The 18,177-nt window shown below is 53.8% G+C and carries 15 protein-coding genes and 3 tRNA genes; 7 read left to right on the top strand and 11 right to left on the bottom strand.

Annotation, left to right across the window (positions count from 1 at the left end; translation table 11 throughout):
- Positions 1-579 precede the first annotated feature (579 nt).
- The 5 genes from TH19_RS19090 to TH19_RS19070 all read right to left on the bottom strand — a co-directional run bounded on the left by TH19_RS19090 (position 580) and on the right by TH19_RS19070 (position 7,744).
- Complete coding sequence (locus TH19_RS19090; RefSeq protein ID WP_114103950.1) at positions 580-3,033, bottom strand: DNA translocase FtsK; 2,454 nt, start codon at positions 3,031-3,033, stop codon at positions 580-582.
- A gap of 60 nt (positions 3,034-3,093) precedes the next feature.
- Positions 3,094-4,296, bottom strand: a complete 1,203-nt coding sequence (locus TH19_RS19085; protein ID WP_258548045.1) for an aminotransferase class I/II-fold pyridoxal phosphate-dependent enzyme — start codon at positions 4,294-4,296, stop codon at positions 3,094-3,096.
- Positions 4,297-4,484: 188 nt separating this feature from the next.
- Entirely contained in the window at positions 4,485-5,714 is a 1,230-nt protein-coding gene (locus tag TH19_RS19080) for an ammonium transporter (RefSeq protein ID WP_114103949.1), read from the bottom strand.
- Positions 5,715-6,053: 339 nt separating this feature from the next.
- Entirely contained in the window at positions 6,054-7,382 is a 1,329-nt protein-coding gene (gene amt, locus TH19_RS19075) for an ammonium transporter (RefSeq protein ID WP_114103948.1), read from the bottom strand.
- A gap of 23 nt (positions 7,383-7,405) precedes the next feature.
- Positions 7,406-7,744 carry a P-II family nitrogen regulator gene (locus TH19_RS19070; protein ID WP_007088725.1) on the bottom strand — a complete coding sequence of 113 codons (339 nt, stop codon included), beginning with the start codon at positions 7,742-7,744 and terminating at the stop codon, positions 7,406-7,408.
- Between the two features lie 582 nt (positions 7,745-8,326).
- Between TH19_RS19070 and TH19_RS19065 the strand changes: the two genes are divergently transcribed.
- Together TH19_RS19065 and TH19_RS19060 are read left to right on the top strand one after the other, a co-directional pair.
- A complete protein-coding gene (locus TH19_RS19065; protein WP_114103947.1) occupies positions 8,327-9,550 on the top strand; it encodes a UbiH/UbiF/VisC/COQ6 family ubiquinone biosynthesis hydroxylase in 1,224 nt (407 codons plus the stop codon).
- A 149-nt stretch (positions 9,551-9,699) separates the two neighbouring features.
- Complete coding sequence (locus tag TH19_RS19060; protein WP_114103956.1) at positions 9,700-10,356, top strand: OmpW/AlkL family protein; 657 nt, start codon at positions 9,700-9,702, stop codon at positions 10,354-10,356.
- A gap of 103 nt (positions 10,357-10,459) precedes the next feature.
- Here the strand turns inward: TH19_RS19060 and TH19_RS19055 are convergent, their stop codons facing one another.
- The 5 genes from TH19_RS19055 to TH19_RS19035 form a co-directional block, all read right to left on the bottom strand.
- Entirely contained in the window at positions 10,460-10,843 is a 384-nt protein-coding gene (locus tag TH19_RS19055) for a gamma-butyrobetaine hydroxylase family protein (protein WP_114103946.1), read from the bottom strand.
- Positions 10,844-10,860: 17 nt separating this feature from the next.
- A complete protein-coding gene (locus TH19_RS19050; RefSeq protein ID WP_101246487.1) occupies positions 10,861-11,049 on the bottom strand; it encodes a Trm112 family protein in 189 nt (62 codons plus the stop codon).
- A 48-nt stretch (positions 11,050-11,097) separates the two neighbouring features.
- Positions 11,098-11,787, bottom strand: coding sequence for an LON peptidase substrate-binding domain-containing protein (locus TH19_RS19045; protein ID WP_114103945.1), 690 nt, complete (start codon positions 11,785-11,787; stop codon positions 11,098-11,100).
- On the bottom strand, positions 11,784-12,710 hold the full coding sequence (gene trxA, locus TH19_RS19040; protein ID WP_114103944.1) for a thioredoxin: 927 nt from the start codon (positions 12,708-12,710) through the stop codon (positions 11,784-11,786). Before trxA ends, TH19_RS19045 begins: the two co-directional genes overlap by 4 nt.
- Positions 12,711-12,848: 138 nt before the next feature.
- Positions 12,849-13,364, bottom strand: a complete 516-nt coding sequence (locus TH19_RS19035; RefSeq protein WP_114103943.1) for a prolyl-tRNA synthetase associated domain-containing protein — start codon at positions 13,362-13,364, stop codon at positions 12,849-12,851.
- A 220-nt stretch (positions 13,365-13,584) separates the two neighbouring features.
- Here TH19_RS19035 and TH19_RS19030 point away from each other — a divergent pair.
- The 5 genes from TH19_RS19030 (at position 13,585) to TH19_RS19010 (ending at position 17,033) form a co-directional block, all read left to right on the top strand.
- Positions 13,585-13,659: transfer RNA gene (locus TH19_RS19030), tRNA-Gly, on the top strand.
- Positions 13,660-13,695: 36 nt separating this feature from the next.
- A tRNA-Gly gene (locus TH19_RS19025) sits at positions 13,696-13,770 on the top strand.
- A gap of 36 nt (positions 13,771-13,806) precedes the next feature.
- Positions 13,807-13,881: transfer RNA gene (locus TH19_RS19020), tRNA-Gly, on the top strand.
- A gap of 216 nt (positions 13,882-14,097) precedes the next feature.
- Positions 14,098-16,326: a putative bifunctional diguanylate cyclase/phosphodiesterase gene (locus tag TH19_RS19015; protein ID WP_114103942.1), complete on the top strand. Its 2,229-nt coding sequence runs from the start codon at positions 14,098-14,100 to the stop codon at positions 16,324-16,326.
- A gap of 62 nt (positions 16,327-16,388) precedes the next feature.
- Positions 16,389-17,033: a DUF488 domain-containing protein gene (locus TH19_RS19010; RefSeq protein WP_114103941.1), complete on the top strand. Its 645-nt coding sequence runs from the start codon at positions 16,389-16,391 to the stop codon at positions 17,031-17,033.
- Between the two features lie 28 nt (positions 17,034-17,061).
- Here the strand turns inward: TH19_RS19010 and fabI are convergent, their stop codons facing one another.
- Positions 17,062-17,820, bottom strand: coding sequence for an enoyl-ACP reductase FabI (fabI, locus tag TH19_RS19005; protein WP_114103940.1), 759 nt, complete (start codon positions 17,818-17,820; stop codon positions 17,062-17,064).
- Positions 17,821-18,177 lie beyond the last annotated feature (357 nt).

Genomic DNA, 18,177 nt, shown 5'->3' with positions numbered 1-18,177 from the left:
AAAAACCGTCAACCTATTTTAGGACGGCACAGTCGTTCGGTTATTGACGATGTGCCCTGTCAGTATTCGTAAGGGATGCAATCATCTGTATACTTGGTAAGTGCAAACCAAATTGACATATTTTTCGGCCCGCTGTTCAATCAATGGGTGGTTCGAAGGCAAATAGGGACGCGAGAACATGAATGTATCGACAGAGAAGAGCACTGCTTTGATGACTGACTGGATTTCGAGCGGCGGCGCGGAACTTTCCCGGCTCGGTTGGGAGGCATCATCCTGCAGCCACGATGATGCGGAAATTGCCAGTGCGTCACTATCCCAAGTGCATGTGGCCGGGGGCTGTGCAGGTATTACAAAGATTAAGTAGTTTGCTGCGGCAACCTGATAATAAGCTTGAAAAGACGGCATCGCTTGAATCAGCTTTGCAAAGTGCAGCTGCGTCTAGACGGATTGGCTTACTGCGTCTGGTTGATGATTACGTCTTGATGACCTGAACGGATGCAAGCCAAGGAAATGATAAAGGCAGCCCGAAAATGGGCTGCCTTTCGGATTTGTGGTCTTGCGACGTGATCCTGTCGATGATCAATATTCGTAAGGCGACCCATCCATATTTTCCATCAGCACTTCGCGCTTGCCGACATGGTTGGCGGCGGAAACCACGCCGTTTTCTTCCATCTGTTCGATGATGCGGGCTGCACGGTTATAACCGATGGACAGTTTGCGCTGGATAAAGCTTGTCGATGCCTTTTTCTCGCGCAGGACAATGCCAACCGCCTGATTATAAAGATCATCATCGGATCCGCCGCCTGCACCGGCATTGCCACCACCTATATAGGCCGCCATCGGATCTTCTTCGGGTTCTTCGGTAACGGTTTCAAGATAGGCGGGGTCGCCTTGATCGCGCAGATGCTTGACGATGCTTTCGACTTCTTCATCCGATACAAACGGGCCGTGAACACGCTGCAAACGGCCACCCTGACCCATGTAAAGCATATCGCCTTGCCCCAGAAGCTGTTCTGCGCCCATTTCACCAAGGATGGTACGCGAGTCAATTTTCGAGGTCACGGAATAGGAAATACGGGTCGGGAAGTTCGCCTTGATCGTACCTGTGATCACGTCCACTGACGGGCGCTGTGTTGCCATGATCAGATGCAGACCCGCCGCACGGGCCATCTGTGCCAGACGCTGGATCGATGCTTCGACATCCTTGCCCGCCACCAGCATCAGGTCGGCCATCTCGTCAACGATGATGACGATAAACGGCAGCGGCTCCATCGGCAGTTCCTGATCTTCAAAGATCGGCTTGCCGGTTTCAGGGTCAAAGCCGGTCTGAACGCGGCGCGTAAGCTGTTCGCCCTTGGCGGCGGCTTCCTTGATGCGTTTGTTGTACCCGGCGATGTTACGCACGCCCACCTGGCTCATGGCGCGATAACGGTCTTCCATTTCGCGCACGGCCCATTTCAGGGCGACAACCGCCTTGTGCGGGTCGGTGACAACCGGGGTCAAAAGATGCGGAATGCCGTCATAGATCGACAGTTCCAGCATCTTCGGGTCAATCATGATAAAGCGGCATTCTTCGGGCTTAAGCCGATAAAGCAATGACAGGATCATTGCGTTCACCCCGACCGATTTACCCGAACCCGTCGTACCGGCAATCAGCAAGTGCGGCATTTTCGCAAGGTCGGCAATCACCGGTGTGCCGCCAATATCCTTGCCAAGGCTCATATTGAGCTTGCCGGTATTCTTGTCAAAGTCGCTTGATGCCAGAATTTCATGCAGATGCACGGTTTCGCGACGTGCGTTTGGCAATTCGATACCAATCACATTACGGCCTGGCACCACGGCAACACGGGCGGCAATCGCGCTCATGGAGCGCGCAATATCATCGGCAAGACCGATAACCCGTGATGATTTGACCCCGGCTGCGGGTTCAAGCTCGTACAGGGTAACAACCGGGCCCGGTCGGACCTGAACAATCTCGCCCTTGACGCCAAAGTCCTGAAGGACGGTTTCAAGCAGACGGGCATTCTGTGCCAAGGCTTCCTGATCAATCTGGGCGGCATCGGCCGGGTCCGGCTCGTGCAGCAGATCAAGCGGCGGGAAGCGATATTCATCCGATCCCAGATCAAAGGATGCCTGACGTTGTGCGGCGGCCTTCTGGCTGGGTTGCAGCTTGGCCGCTGGGGCGGCAACGATATGGACCGGCGGTTCGGTATCAATACCGTCATCGTCGTCATAACCGTCATCGTCGCTGTAATCCGGTTCGATTTTCGGTTCGGAACGACGGGTGGAAATGGCCGTACCCAGCTTGGATTTCGATTTATCAAGCGACGGTTCCTGGCGCGAACCCGGTGCGCGTTTGGCAACCGGTTCGTCATTGCTGCCGGTCGGAATGATCGCACGGATGCCGGCAATGATCTTGCCGCTGGTAAAGGCAAGAATACCGCCCAGACGTTCCCAATCCGACAGGGAATAGGCCATGCAGAAAATGGTAAGGACCAAACCAAGGATCATTGAGGACAGGGCAATGATGGCACGTGCGCCCGGAATGCCGATCATGGCAAATCCGGCCTGAAGCTTGGCCAGCAACAAATCACCGGCGAAACCGCCAAGACCAACGGTCAGCGGCCAGTGCATGCCGGGCTGGATGGCGGCAGCTGAAATAGCAACCAGCAAAAGTGCCAGCGGCAGGACCAGAAACCGCACCCACATCCAGCTGAACGGTTTAACCGCAATCAGGCGCAATCCCCATCCCAGCATCAGAACGGTCAAAAGCGCAGATGCAAGACCAAGGGTCCGCAACATCAGATCCGCGCCATAGGCCCCGATAATCCCCAGCGGATTAAAGATCGGTCCCCGGTCTGCTGCGTGGTTAAAGGACGGATCGCCCGGATGGAACCCGATCAACATGATGAACAGGGCAATGGCAATGAAAACCAGACCAAGGCCGCAAATCCGCAAACCGCTGCGCTTCAGCAAAGTCACGAGACTGCCGGGCATAAAAGCGGTTCCAAGAATGTTCGACTGACTGCTCATCTGGGTATCCGTTCTGGTTAAGTCCTGTTTGGGCTGTATGACTGCTTTGGCGCGAAAGACTTAGCTTTCAAGCGCCTTGGCAATCCGCGTCAGCCCTTCGCGTGTGGTTGCAAGATCATGGACAAGTGCAATGCGGATAAACTGCGTGCCCGGATTGCTACCATCCTTGTCGGTGATCGAAAGATAACTGCCCGGGATGACCTTGACCCCGGCTTCCTTCCAGATTTTCTTGGTTGCAGCTTCGCCGTCGCCAACATCAAGCCACAGGAAAAATCCCCCCGGCGGGCGATAAAAACCAAACCGGTTGCCAAAGATTTCAGCGGCAATGTCGATTTTGGCGCGGTAAAGATCGCGGTTTTCTTCGGCATGAACATCGTCATTCCAAAGCGCGGTGGATGCGGCCATCACCGGCATCGGAATGGTGGCCGAGCAATAGCTGCGAAGGGCGGTAAAGCGTTTGACGATTTTAGCATCACCGGCCACAAAACCAGACCGCAGGCCCGGCGCGCTTGAACGTTTCGATAGGCTGTGGAAAACAAGGAGATTGTCCATATTTCCACCCTGCTTGGCGCAGATTTCAAGCGCACCTATCGGAGGTTCGCGGTCATAGATATCGGCATAGCATTCATCCATCGCCAGAACGAAATCATGCTTGCGCGAAAGCCCGATGATCCGTTCAAGATATTCCGGCGATGCAATTGCACCCTGCGGATTGGCCGGAGAACACAGGAAAAACAGACTGCAAGTATCCAACGTTTCGGTATCGATCTGATCTAGATCGGGCAGGAAACCGGTTTCAGGACCCGCGGCAAGCGGCACCATTTCGGCGTCATTCAGAACGGCTGCGCCGCAATAGACCTGATAAAACGGATTGGGCAGCAGCACCTTGGGCTTCGGGCCCGGTCGATCCTGCGGAATGACGGTGGTTGCAATCAGATAAAGGGCTTCGCGTGTACCCGCGACCGGCAGGACATGATCGTCACGATGAATCATGTCCGTCGGCAGGTTATAACGGCGATCAAGCCAGTTTTTGATGGCGTCGCGCAGTTCCGGCGTGCCGGAACCTGGCGGATATTTGTGCCAAAGTGACGCATATTTGACCATCGCCTCGGTAATCATCGCGGGCGGTTCATGTTGCGGTTCGCCAATGGACATCACCAAGGGCGATTGACCGGGTTCAATCCCGTCAAGCAGGGCCGCCAATCGCGGAAACGGATAGGCAGGCAATTGATCCAGGCGTTCGTTAAACATGGTCGTCGTCATTCCAGCTTTATCTGTGCCCCGTCAGCTGTGCGGAGCTCTTCTGCAGAATATGGGTAAATTCCCCTGACTTTACCCCTATGCCAAAAGTGCAAAGAAAGATTTAAGAGACAGGGTGTGAAGGTGCAAAAAGCCCGGAAAGGCGGGCTTTCCGGGCTTTGATAAATTTGGTGGCGATTTGGGATGGTCTGTCAGCTCGCGCGCAGGTCATCCTCGGGATAGGCGCCGATCTTGTGAATCGACACATCAGCCCCGTCAAATTCGTCTTCTTCCGAAAGACGAATGCCAATGGTTCTTTTCAGCACGCCATAGACGACAAAGCCGGCAATGGTGGCAAACACAACACCGCTTAGCGATCCGGCAAGCTGTGCACCAAAGGATACGCCACCCATACCGCCAAGGGCCTCAAGGCCAAAGATGCCACAGGCAATGCCGCCCATAAGGCCGCACATGCCATGCAGTGGCCAGACGCCAAGTACGTCATCGATTTTCCATTTGGCCTGACACTGGTTAAAGCCCCAGACAAACAGAACCCCGGCCAGACCACCGGTGACAAGTGCGCCAAGCGGATGCATGACATCGGAACCGGCGCAAACAGCAACCAGACCGGCCAAGGCACCGTTATGAACAAAGCCCGGATCGTTTCGACCGGCAATCAGTGCGGTCAGAATGCCACCGACCATTGCCATCAACGAATTTACCGCAACAAGGCCGGTAATGCCGGAAACCGATTGGGCGGACATGACGTTAAAGCCGAACCAGCCAACGCACAAAACCCAGGATCCAAGCGCAAGGAACGGAATGTTTGACGGCGGAATACCGATCAGGCCACCCGATTTGGTGTAACGACCGCGGCGCACGCCCAGACTGATCACCGCGCCAAGGGCAATCCAGCCACCAACCGCGTGAACGACGATGGAACCGGCGAAATCATGGAACGGTGCGCCAAATGTTGCTTCGATCAGGTCCTGGAAACCGAAATTGTTGTTCCAGACCATTCCTTCAAACAGCGGATAACAGACACCGACCAGAATGGCCGTGGCAAAAAGCTGCGGGTAAAAGCGTGCACGCTCGGCAATGCCGCCCGAGATGATGGCGGGAATGGCGGCAGCAAAGGTCAGCAGGAAGAAGAATTTGACCAGATCATAGCCGCTTGAGGCAAAGGCGCTGCCTTCGGCCTGCCCGCTAAGGGTCGCGGCATTGGTAAAGAAATCAACGCCATAGGCGATGCTGTAACCGACAAAGAAATAGGCAATTGTCGAAACGGCGAAATCGATAATGATCTTAACCAGTGCATTGACCTGGTTCTTTTTGCGGACTGTTCCGACTTCAAGAAAAGCAAAACCGGCATGCATTGCGAGCACCATAATAGCGCCCATCAGGACGAAAAATACGTCCGAGGCAGTCTGGAAAGCCTCCATAAGGCATCCCCCTGTTTCTTAAAAGCGTTTCCTCTCGGTCCGGTCTTGTCGGGGCCGCCGGACTCTGGTTCGGAGCTGCCAAGATCAATTTCCGTGCCAACGTCTGGTCGAGATGCCTCAAGGCCAATGACATCAAGGGACTGGAGGTGAGTTCGATCCTTTGAAAGAAAAGGAAGCAGGGGATGTCAAAATCACGATCTGCCTTCGCAGTGATCAAAATGCTGCCCAAAAAGGCAGCATACAGACAAAAAGCCCGCCAGGGATAAATCCCGGGCGGGCCAGTTGGTCTGACAGGCTGGGTATCGGGCGAACCCGATACCCGTCAGGAAATCAATTCGCTTAGAAGCGCTGGGAACCCTTACCGAATTCCGGATAAGCTTCCATGCCGAGTTCAGCCGCATCGGAACCCAGTGCCTCGTCTTCTTCAGACAGGCGGATACCAACGGTGAACTTCAGGATGAGCCACACAATCGCCGAAGTAACGATGGTGAAGGCACCCATTGCAACGATACCGGTCAGCTGTACGCCAAACGATGCACCGTCATTGGTGAACGGAACAGCAAGCGTGCCCCAGATACCGCAAACAAGGTGAACCGAAACTGCGCCAACGACGTCGTCGATTTTCAGTTTGTCGAGCAGCGGAACCGCGATGACAACCAGGATGCCGCCGATTGCGCCAATGATGATGGCAGAACCGATGGTCGGGGTGTCCGGACCAGCCGTGATCGAAACCAGACCAGCCAGCGCACCGTTAAGTGCCATGGTCAGGTCGACCTTTTTGTAAAGGATCTGGGTCAGGATCGCAGCGGCAACAACACCACCAGCAGCAGCCATCGAGGTGTTGCCATAGATGTTGGCAATCGCGATGACATCAGCGCCGGAACCCATAGCAAGCTGGGAACCACCGTTGAAGCCGAACCAGCCGAGCCACAGGACGAAGGTACCAAGGGTCGCAAGCGGAAGGTTGGAGCCCGGCATCGGGTGAACCGAACCGTCTGCACCGAATTTGCCTTTACGTGCACCGAGGATGATCGCACCGGTCAGAGCAGCCCAGCCGCCAACCGAGTGAACGATGGTCGAACCGGCGAAGTCAGCAAAGCCCATTTCAGAGAGCCAGCCGCCACCCCATGTCCATGCACCGGTGATCGGATACAGAACGCCGGTAAGTACGACGACGAAGATCATGAACGGCCACAGTTTGATGCGCTCGGCAACAGTACCGGAAACGATCGAAGCTGCGGTTGCAACGAACACCATCTGGAAGAACCAGTCAGAGGTTGCAGAATAACCGCCAGAGAAGTCACCACCCAGAGCTGCTGCATCATCAGCACTCCAGAGGCTGAGCGAACCGATCCAGCCCGTAACATCCATATACATCAGGTTGTAGCCGATGAGGTAATACATGATACCTGCAACAGCAAACAGAGCGATGTTTTTGAACAGGATGGTCGATACGTTCTTGGTACGGACGAGGCCGGATTCAAGCATCGCAAAACCAGCAGCCATCCACATGACCAGCGCGCCGCTGAACAGGAAGCTGAAGGTGTTAAGAATGTATTGGGTCTCAGCCGAAACGCCAGCGTCCTGAGCAAAGGCCGGAGAAGCGATTGCCAGAAGGGCGGTAGCTGCAACAGCAGCAAGGCCGGTTTTCTTCATGGAAATAGTCATAATGTCTCCCCTTGTCTCTGGACTTACAGGGCGTCGTCGCCGGTTTCACCAGTACGGATACGGACCGCCTGGCTCACATCAAGAACGAAAATCTTACCGTCCCCGATTTTCCCGGTTTGAGCAGTTTTGGTGATGGCTTCGACAACCTGATCGACCAGATTATCCGTGATGGCGACTTCCAGCTTCACCTTCGGCAGGAAGCTGACCATGTATTCAGCACCACGATAAATTTCGGTCTGACCTTTCTGGCGACCAAAACCTTTAACTTCGGTGACCGTCAGACCCTGAACGCCAAGTGCGCTGAGCGCCTCGCGGACTTCGTCGAGTTTGAACGGCTTAATGACAGCAGTAACAAGTTTCATAATATTGCGACCTCCCGGCATATCCGTTGAGTACCAACGTGGTAATCACGATTTCGCAGTCGCAATCTCCAAACCAAGAATCGTGCCAGACTCAAAATAAAACTTCTAAGATGCTGTTTTATAATAAAAAAATAACATATCGCTGAGGTTGAATGAGAAAAGGGCAATGAAATGGTCGGATTAAAATATGCACAGAATCTGTTTCTGTTTAAAAAATGTGCATATTTTTTAATCAAAGATAATGCACAGCAAAAGCTGTTGTAGCTCAAGGTGATGGAGGTATCAGATCGGACCGCTCCAGGCTGATATTCCCGCAAGTGACGGGGCAATTGATGGCGGTATTCCGCCATTATTCTTGCCTAAACTGCCCTTGATCGGGGTGTGAACAAACCGCTGCCAATATCAGCACGTAATAAATCAGGGCCGTGATCGGATGGTGCGGGTTGTGAGGCCGTTGCATGCGGGGTAAATATGGCAGCAACCGATTGCGGTTATTGATATTGCGTCAGGTCAACGCGGACATATGATCAAGGATCGTATGACAGCGGGGCAGACGCCATCGACTGAAACAGGAATTTCGAGATGAATGATCAACAGGCACTTCATACCGATGTCGTCATTCTGGGCGGTGGCCTGAATGGTGCGGCGATGGCGCTTGCGCTGGCCCATGGCGGGGTGAAGTCGGTGGTGATTGATTATGCTGATCCGAAAACCATCCTGAGTGCCAATTATGATGGCAGGACTTGTGCGATTGCCGCGGCCTCCAAGGCGGTGCTCGAAGTGGTGGGTGCCTGGAAATATATGGCAGACGATGCCCAGCCCATTCTGGATATCCGCATTGCCGACGGTCAAAGCCCGCTTTTCCTGCATTACGATCACCGCGATGTCGGCAACGAACCGCTGGGCTATATTGTCGAAAACCTCGTGACCCGTGGCGCGCTGTATCAGGCGATTGCCAAAAATGATCTGGTCGAAATGATCGCACCTGCGCGGGTGACCGAGATTGCCCGCGATCAGGGCGGCATGACCATTACGCTTGCCGACGGGCGCGAAGTCCGTGCGCCGCTTGCCATCGGGGCCGAGGGCCGCAATTCGATGCTGCGTAATTGGGCAGGTATCAAGACCTATGAATGGAGCTACAAACAAAGTGCGGTTGTGTGCACCGTCAAGCACAAGCAGCCCCATAATGGTCTGGCGGTTGAGCATTTCCTGCCGGCCGGCCCGTTTGCCATCCTGCCGATGACCGATGATCGTTGCTCGATCGTCTGGACCGAAAGCACCGAGCTTGGCAATTATTTGGTCAATCTTGACGAACAAACCTTCCTTGACGAATTGCATCGCCGTTTTGACGGTTATCTCGGTGATCTCGAAGTTGTCGGGCCGCGTTTCTGCTATCCGCTGGGTTTGCAGCATGCCTATCACTACACCGATGACCGGATCGCTTTGATCGGGGATGCGGCACATGGCATGCATCCGATCGCCGGGCAGGGCCTGAATATGGGTATTCGCGATGTTGCGGTTCTTGCCGAAATTCTGGTCAATGCCCGTCGTTTGGGCCGTGATATCGGCAGTGCCGATGTGCTTGCCGAATACGCGCAGTGGCGCCGGTTTGACAACACGGTGATGCTTGCTGTTACCGATCTGACCAACCGGCTGTTCTCGAATGATATCGCACCGATTCGCTGGGCACGGGATGTCGGATTGGCCGTTGTTCAGAAAATTCCGCCGCTTAAAAAGACATTTATGTCCCATGCAATGGGCTATGCCGGAACTTTGCCCAAGCTGATGCAGGGTAAAACCTTGTAAATGTCATTGCTGATCATTGTTCAGTTATAATCATTCAAAAACCTGTCGTTTTTAGTCAGTGACTGTTGATATGTGTCAACAAGTCATCAAGAAGAAAAGCGCAATGTCCCCTCCGATCTGATTTGATACAGGCAAAAAGGGGACAGATGATGTCATTCTTGAAGAAAGTGATTGGCGCGACCGCACTGGGTGGCTTGATGGCAGCTGCATTGCTTACCGGCAATGTAGCGCAGGCTCAGACCGCAGAATTCAAAACCAAACAGGCTGGTGACATTGTTATTCGTGCTCGCGGTATTGCGATGGTACCGGATGAAGACACTTATGACGATACGATTGGCAGTGGTGAAGGTAAGCTGAGCAATGACGTCGTGCCGGAAGTCGATTTTTCATACTTCCTGACCAACAACCTGGCGCTTGAGCTGATTGCAGCAACGACCAAGCATGATCTTGATTGGCAGAACCCTAATCTGGACGCCGGCTCGGTTCGCCTGTTACCACCGACCTTGACTCTGCAATATCACTTCATGCCGGAAAGCCGTTGGAGCCCGTATGTCGGTGCAGGTATCAACTATACCTTCTTCTACGATTCCAAGCCGGGTCAGTTCAACTCGGTCAAATATGACGATGGTTTCGGTTACGCGTTCCAGGCCGGTTTTGACTATGCCATTTCCGGTCCGTGGTCGGTTAACTTCGATGTGAAGAAAATCTTCCTTGATACCGATGTCAGCATCAATAACGGTGCCAATACCTCCAAAGCACATCTTGACCCATGGGTCTTCGGCGTTGGTGTTGGCTATCGCTTCTGATTTCGATCTGTGACACAAAGTGTCACGGTCTGAAGACGCAAAAACGGTCCTGCCGCTGGCAGGGCCGTTTTTTATTGGTCATGAATGACGGAAAGTTTGCTGGTTAGCGTTTCGGGTCGCGTGACAGGCCGCGTGCTTCAAGGGCGGCAAGGTAATCGGACCAAAGCTTGTCCTGCTTGTCATGGAGCTCGCGCAAATAATGCCAGCTATAAAGTCCGCTATCATGCAGGTCATCAAAGCCGATGCGCACGGCATAATTGCCGACTGGCGCAATATCAATGATCCCGACATGTCGACGTCCGGCAATGATCTTTTTCTCGGACGGGTGATGGCCCTGCACTTCGGCGGACGGGCTTTCAACACGCAGAAGCTCTGCGCTTAGACGTGTTGATACGCCATCATCCCAGATCACCTCCAGAATGCGGTCATCGCGCAGATAATTGATCTCGACGGGTGTGAATTCCGGGGTGAAGCCGTCCTGGGACATGGTGGGACGTAACCGCCTTAATCTTCGATCGGGCGGGCTTCGTCGGGCAGCATGATCGGAATGCCGTCACGGATCGGATAGGCCAGACCGGCCTTCGGGCTGATCAGTTCGTTGTTTTCACGATCATATTCAAGCGCCTGCTTGGTCACCGGGCAGACAAGGATTTCAAGAAGTTTCGGGTCTACCGGGCTATGCGTTGCAGTCATGAATTCGGCCTTTGGCTTTTGGGATTGTCCGGGGACAGTCCATCGTCATCAGTTGGTGCTGCCATGCATATGTTTGGGGCCCGCATGGACCGCCATTTCCAGAAGTGTGGTCAGCATATCGCCGCGATCATACAGGGTTGTGCATTCGAGCAAAGCCTGTTTTTCAAGCGGGCTAAGCCGACAGCCCATCGAAATGGTCGTGATCAACATTTCATCATCGCTATCGGCCAGCGTATCCCAGCAAGAACGCAGGGAATGTTGTGCAAAATAGGCCTCGAGCGCCAATCGCAACCGATCACGATTGACGGTCGAATCTGCGGCAGGAAAATCGAGGTCGTCTTTCCAAGGCGCAAAATCGCCCCGTACAGTGCGATAGCCACCGGCATTGTCGGGCAGTTCTTCGATCACGTTAAAGCGGCACACGCCGGTCAGCGTGATCAGGAAACGGCCATCGTCGGTTTCGCTAAAGGCGGAAATACGGCCCGCGCACCCGGTCGAAAAGATCGCCGGGTGATCCGGATCCATAAAATAGCTGTTATGTTGATCCGGGCGGGGTTGAATCATGCCAATGATGCGGTCCTGGCCCAGTGCGTCCGTCACCATATTCATATAGCGCGGCTCAAAGATATTCAGCGGCAAGTGCCCGCGTGGCAGCAAAAGCGCACCACTGAGCGGAAATACCGGCAGCATATCTGGAAGATCCGAAAACAGGGGATCGAAAGGACCGCATATGCTCATGAAAATAATACCGTCGATAAGGCACGGCGTCCGGCGACGCTGGCAGGGTCCATTGGACCCCAGGCTTCAAAAAACTTAAGGAGCTGGGTACGCCCGGCATCCTCGTTCCATTCACGATTGGTGCGAATGATCTTGATCATGGCGTCAACGGCTTCGGGGCGTTTGTTGGTGGCAAAACATGCCATGCCCAGATCAAACAACGCTTGCAGATCGGTCGGGTCCGCAGCAACGCGTTGACGTGCAGCATCAAGATCTTCGCTGCTATATCCGGTTTCGGCCAGTTCAAGTGCGCTGATTGCCGCAGAAATCGGTGCCTGCAGGCGCGTCGCTTCTGACATGTTATCGACGAAGTGACGGGCCTCTTCGGTTTCACCCATGCCGACCATGCACCGGATCATGCCGCCAATTGCGGTTTCGTTCTCCTGTTCACGCTCAAGAACGCTGACATAAAGGCCATGTGCGGCCTCGAAATTATCTTCGGTCAGAGCCGCGGCTGCCTGTTCAAGCAGGGTTTCGACCGGGCTTTCAATCGGGCCACCGGCAAGGCGCTCATAGAATGCGCGCACTTCGCTTTCGGGCTGACCACCCTGAAAACCGTCAACCGGACGACCGCCCTTGAAGGCATAGACAGTCGGAATTGACTGGATGCGCAATTGCATCGCCAGTTCCTGGTTTTCATCAATGTTGATTTTGACAAGCTTGACGCGACCACCAGCTTCGCGGGTGACTTTTTCAATCACCGGCGTCAGGTTCTTGCACGGACCACACCACGGTGCCCAGAAATCGACGACGACAGGGACTTCCATCGACGGTTCGATAACATCCTGGACAAAAGTTTCTACACTGCTGTCCTTGATCAGGTCTGAATCCTGATTCTGGCTGGTGGCGGTCTCGGGCGCGTTTGCGTCAAGAATAATCGACATTTTTGTTCACTCGCTAACTCTGAATTCTAGATGATGCCGCAATGCCCGGACGACAAGAGGCAAGGATGTGAATTAGGTGTCTTGATATAGCTAAATATTAGGAAACATAAAGGCTTGTCGCAATTGTCCGCGATTCAGTTAGTCGTCACCTGATTGCAGTTCAGTTTCAAAATCAATAATCAGGGCCTCGTAACCCAAAGAATCGATGAACTTTATCAGGCCCTGTGACGTAATTGTCGTGGTTCGGTCATTTCGCAAGGGATGAAAGTTCAAAACGTCGCCATTGGCCAGTTTGGCATCCAGTGCCAGATTGACCTTTCGGCCTTGATCATTGATCAGCGCAAAGGGTGTGACCGATCCCGGTTTGACACCAAGCGTTTCGATCAGCAATTCCGGTTTGCCAAACGACAGGCGGGCACAGCCCAGCCGTTTGTGCAGGTGGTTCATGCGGATTTCGGTTTCTTCCTCGGCCACGACCAGCCACAGAGCACCCTTCTTGTCTTTGACAAACAGGTTCTTGGAATGAAGGCCCGGCAGGTCCCCACGCAGATTTTGCGAATCCTCGACCGTAAACAGCGGCACATGCTCGTGAGTCGTCGTTTCGATTCCCAATTTTTCGAGGTGATCGAAAAGTACGGTTGATGGATCGCTCATGCTCTTTCCCTTGTGGCTGTGCCGCGCGAAGATACCCGGAATAAAAACCTGACGCAAATTTGCGCAAGGTCGGTCGGATTTCGACAATTGCACCTCGTAAAGTCAAGGAAAACCGCCAAAAATTGCGATGTTACGATTTCGTGGAAAAAAGGGTTGCAATCGCTCTTTGTTGGGCTATTATCCGCGCCGCTCCACAGGGGCAGGAAACAAACTGATGAATGCGGGCGTAGCTCAGGGGTAGAGCATAACCTTGCCAAGGTTAGGGTCGAGAGTTCGAATCTCTTCGCCCGCTCCATCAGACGGTTTCCATCATCATCGCTTTCATGATGATGCGGGCGTAGCTCAGGGGTAGAGCATAACCTTGCCAAGGTTAGGGTCGAGAGTTCGAATCTCTTCGCCCGCTCCATCAGACGGTTTCCATCATCATCGCTTTCATGATGATGCGGGCGTAGCTCAGGGGTAGAGCATAACCTTGCCAAGGTTAGGGTCGAGAGTTCGAATCTCTTCGCCCGCTCCATGATGAAAGTTCTAAAAAAGGTCGTCCTTCGGGGCGGCCTTTTTTGTTGCCGATTCGCCAAATCCGTCTTCTGCGTATTTTCTGGTAAAACGCGAATTTCCGGCCTTCGTAGCACCTGTTGCTATTGAAAATTGACAAGTCACCTCAAACCTGAAGAGTAGTGCGGCCTACCCGAAAGGGTAGCGTAGTCCGTCTGCGCTTGAAAAAGGGTAACTGGTGCAATTTCACGGCTTCTTTTCACATAAAAACTTCCTGCTGACGCGGACCTTGCCGATCGTCCTGTGTGCCTTGCTGCTGAATTTCGGTGGTCTTGGTTTGCTGTATTGGGCAACCCAGGAGGCCGACCGTGTTGCATATGAACGTCAGGATCACCTTTTCGAGCGGGTGATCAGTGATCTGCGTGGTCAGATTGCCCATGATCAGGAAAGTGTGACGGTTTGGGATGATGCCGTTGTTGCCGTGCGCGATGGCGATGAAGCATGGATCGAAGGGAACCTTGGCATCTGGATGCAGGAATATTTCGATCACAACGCGTTGTTTGTTTTGTCCCCTGACAACCGGTTGCTCCATCAATTCATTCTCGATGATCCGCAATATGCTGTCGATTATGACAAGGCCAAGGGGACCATTCTGCATCTGGCCGAAACCCTGCGAACCCGCATGCGTGAAAACGGCGGCAAACTGGAAGCGGGTGCTTATCTTCAGACACCCGGTGCCGTTGATGTTGCCCTGATTGACGGGCGCCCGACGGTCGTCAGTGTCAAGGCACTGGTATCTGATTCCGGTGACATAGCCCAGGTGCCCGGCAGCGAATTCATCTTTGTGTCGGTGCGTTACTTGGATGGCAAATTTCTGGCTGAGACCGAACGGAAATTCCTGTTTGACGGATTGCGGTTCTCGGTAACGGATCAAAGCCGTGAAAAAGAGGCCTCGAACCGGCTGGTCGACATGACCGGACAAACAATCGGCTATTTCTTCTGGTCGCCTTATCGGCCGGGTAGTGCGGTGTTTTCCTACCTGTTGCCGATGCTGGCGGCATTGGGCTTGTTGCTGTTGCTTTTGATTGTCTTTTTCGGGCTTCAATTGCGTCTGCGCTATCGCAAGCAACGGCTGGCCGAACGGCAGATGTATCATATGGCGCGTCATGATTCGCTGACCGGTTTGCCAAACCGGTCATGCTTTAACGATGCGGTTGACGAGTTCCTGCATCGTCTTGAATATGAACCGCGCCGGGCCGATCAGCCGTCAGGGATTGCGTTGCTGTTTATCGATCTGGATCATTTCAAGCAGATCAATGACACCATGGGGCATCCGGGCGGCGATGCGATGATCCGCGCGGTCGCAGGGCGTCTTCGCGCCAATGTCCCGACCGGCAGTATTATCGCACGTGTCGGCGGGGACGAGTTCACCCTGCTGCTGACCGGGTTGCGGGATATCTCGGATGCCGAGGCCTTCTGCGACAGCTTGTCCGAGGCCGGTCATGCGCCGGTTGAGGTGAATGGGCGTCTGATCCCGATCAGTATGAGCATCGGGATCGCCTTTGATGCCGATGGTGGCTTGGGGCGTGATGAGTTGATCCGCCGTGCCGATGTTGCGCTTTATCGGGCCAAGGCCAATGGCCGGAATTGCCATGTGGCATTTGATCCGGAAATGGATGCGATCAACCGGGAAAAAAGACGGATCGAGCATGAATTGCGTGCCACTCTTGATGCCGGGGCAAAGCAGCTTAAATTGCAGTTCCAGCCACTTTATACGCTTCCGGGGGAGACACTTTTGGGGGTCGAGGCCTTGGCCCGCTGGGAGCATCCCGAACTTGGCAATATTCGCCCGGATCAGTTTATTCCAATTGCCGAAGAAACCGGCATGATCCGTGAAATCGGTGCATGGGCATTGCGATCGGCCTGCGAGGCGGCCTTGCATTGGCCTGATATCGGAATCAGCGTCAACGTTTCGGTTCTGGAATTTGAAGACCCGAACTATGTCGAAAATGTCCGGACAATCTTGCATGAAACCGGCTTTGATCCGGGGCATCTGGTATTGGAAGTCACCGAAACGGTTATGGCCAGCGGGGAGCTTAGCGAACGCATTCTGGGCGAGCTGAAGGAACTTGGTGTGATGATCGCGATTGATGATTTCGGGACCGGGTTTTCGTCGCTTGGGCGGTTGCGCAATCTTGACGTCGATATCATCAAAATTGACCGGATCTTTATCGATCAGATTGATGTGTCGGTCCGTGATCGGGAATTGGTCCGCGCCATCATTGAATTTGCCCATATGGCCGGGATGGAAGCCACGGCCGAAGGCGTGGAAAACGCGTCGCAACTCGACTGCCTTCGTATGATCGGCTGCGATAATGTGCAGGGCTTCTATTATTCGCGCCCGATTGATGCCCATCTTGTCGATCAGCTGGTGCTGCAAAGGCCGATTGCATCGGGTGATCGATAGGCGGCAATGGCTGAGCCCAGATAAAGGTTGCCTTTCGCCGGGCGATCCGGTGTTTTTGTGCAATGACCGATCCGCAAAACCATTCCAATCCTTCTTTGTGTGAAAAACTGATCTTCACGGTCGGCTATGCCGGGCATGACCGGGATAGTCTACTTGCACTGTTTCTCGCGCATGGCATCACGGCGGTCGCAGATATCAGGACGTTCAAGCGATCAAGCTACTGGACGGCCTTTGATGCCGATAGTTTCGGTCCGTTCTTGCGGGAAAATGGCATTGCCTATGTGTTTATGGGCGATGTCATGGGCGGCAAGCCGCAAATGCCCGAACTTTATCCAGACGGGCAGCTCGATTACGATCTGATGGCAGAAATGCCCGCCTTTCGGGCCGGGATTGAACGGCTTGTTGCCGGGGCTGAAAAGTATCGCATCTGTTTGATGTGTGCGGAAAAGGACCCGCTTGATTGCCATCGGACATTGCTGATTGCACCGGCCTTGAAACAGGCCGGGTTTGATCTGCGCCATCTGGTCGCGGGCAAGGTCGAAACACAGTCCGATACCGAAGGCCGCATGATGGCGATCAATGGCGGCAATGCGCCCGACTTGTTTGCCAGTACGGCTTCTGATCCGGATGCCGATTACAAGCTGGCCCTGGCCCGTCAGATCAAGCGGGTTGCCCCGATGGCCGAGGATGCCATTAAACGCCGCTAGCGGCGCCTAAGGGGCCTTTAAGGCATGATCAGCCCATAATGTTATAGCCGCCATCAATATGCACGACGTCGCCGGTCAGGGACTTGGCGCGGTCACTGACCAGAAAGGCTGCCAGCTCGCCGATTTCATCAATGGTGACAAGTCGCCTTGAGGGCGCGCGCTGGGCGGTTTCATCCATCAGGTTCTGAAATTCGGCAATCCCCGATGCCGCGCGCGTCAATAGCGGGCCGGGTGAAATGGCGTGGCACCGGATATTTTTGGCGCCAAGCTCGGCCGCCATATAACGAGTCGTACTTTCAAGGGCCGCCTTGACCGGTCCCATCACCCCATAATGATCAACAACCCGTTCCGATCCCATATAGGTCACGGTCAAAAGGGTTCCGCCATCGCGCATCAAGGGTTCGGCGCGTTTGGCGAGCCGGGCAAAGGAATGACAGGAAATATCCATCGCCGCCAAAAAGCCGTCACGTGAACAATCAACCACCCGGCCATGCAGGTCCTCGGCCGGGGCAAAGGCAATGGAATGCAGCAGAAAATCAAGCTTTCCCCATTGTTTTTCGATCTCGGCAAACAACATGTCACAATGTTGTTCGTCGCGAACATCAAGTTTGGTGATGATCGGTGCATCGACCTGTTCGGCAAGCGGACGGACATGCGGCTCGGCCTTGTCGTTCAGATAGGTCACTGCAAGATCAGCGCCTTCGCGTCGGAAAATGCGTGCGCAGCCCCATGCGATGGAAAGGTCATTGGCGATTCCAATGATCAGCCCCTTTTTGCCTGCCAGCATTGCCTGTCTCCGGCCTTGTTGTGTGCGATTGCGAAATAAGTATCAAAGCGTCTTGATAAATCTGAGTGTAAGTCATTTTGCATCGCAATAAAGTACAAGATTCTGTGACAATGGTGCCTAATAGTTAATCAGACGGGTCAAGCCTAGCTTGTTGGTTAAATGAATTTTTTTTGTGCAAAAGCATAGTTTTTAGGCATCTGATCGGCTATGTGTAGCCTTGGACGTGATCGTTGGAATTCCGTGTCATCCAATAGCGGTTTTCCCGCGGTTTCTTCCGGGTTTCGGCCCAAAAATAAAATGTAAAATCCGTGGTGTGTAACGCCGGTCGCAAAGGTCGGTGTTTCGGGTCTGGCAAAC

The sequence above is a fragment of the Thalassospira profundimaris genome, from assembly GCF_003326675.1.
GTDB lineage: Bacteria > Pseudomonadota > Alphaproteobacteria > Rhodospirillales > Thalassospiraceae > Thalassospira > Thalassospira aquimaris.
This window is presented reverse-complemented; position numbering and strand designations above follow the sequence as displayed.